Source organism: Clostridium sp. LS (assembly GCF_002760435.1).
GTDB lineage: Bacteria > Bacillota > Clostridia > Clostridiales > Clostridiaceae > Clostridium.
The window spans coordinates 1-723 of the sequence record NZ_AUUU01000182.1 but is presented as its reverse complement, the minus strand read 5'-3'; the positions used below and the strand labels follow the sequence as shown (position 1 = coordinate 723).

At 32.2% G+C, this 723-nt stretch carries 2 protein-coding genes; both read right to left on the bottom strand.

The window, feature by feature from the left end; translation table 11 throughout:
- The coding region (locus tag COL3_RS25615; protein WP_180277991.1) for a PTS sugar transporter subunit IIC at positions 1-407 on the bottom strand (407 nt) is incomplete at its 3' end.
- Between the two features lie 52 nt (positions 408-459).
- A partial coding sequence (locus tag COL3_RS25610) for a PTS sugar transporter subunit IIB (protein WP_180277990.1) occupies positions 460-723 on the bottom strand: 264 nt, incomplete at its 5' end.

Genomic DNA, 723 nt, shown 5'->3' with positions numbered 1-723 from the left:
ATTTCTATTCCTCTTGTGTTACCAGTTTCAGCATATTTATCTGCTAAGTGTTGGAAGAATACTGTTATTGTTCTTACAAATATAGTAAGTACTTGTCCTGCTGCTGCAATTGGAATTGCTACTGCTATACCTGCTCCAATTGATTGATGTCCAATTATAACTAGTACTGCTGAAATTACACTTGCAAGAGCTGCGTCTGGTGCCATAGCAGCCCCAACATTCATCCAGCCAAGTGCTAACATTTCAAGTGTTCCTCCTAATATGATTCCTGTTTGAATATCTCCTAGCACTAGCCCTACTAATGTACATGCAACTATCGGTCTATGAAATTGTGCTTCATCAAGTACGCTTCCCATACCAGCAATTGCTGCAACTATTACTAATAAAATTAATTGTAAAGTGTTCATTTATAATTCCTCTCTTTCTTTTTTGTAATTATATAAAAATTTAATTTTATATCTATATTAGTTTTAGTTCTTTTAATCTATCCATTAGATTTATTTTAGTATCTTTTGCTAATTTCCTTACTTCTAATTCGATACCCTTTTCATAAAGCTTTTTAAATGCTTCAATATCAACATCATTCATACATAATGCATTTGTAATTTGTTTGTCACCTGCTTTAAAGCACATTCCACCAACGTTTACAGATTTAATAGGTACTCCACCTTCAACCATTCTTAATACATCTGTAGGATTTGTGAATAAGAATAAAGTTTTAAA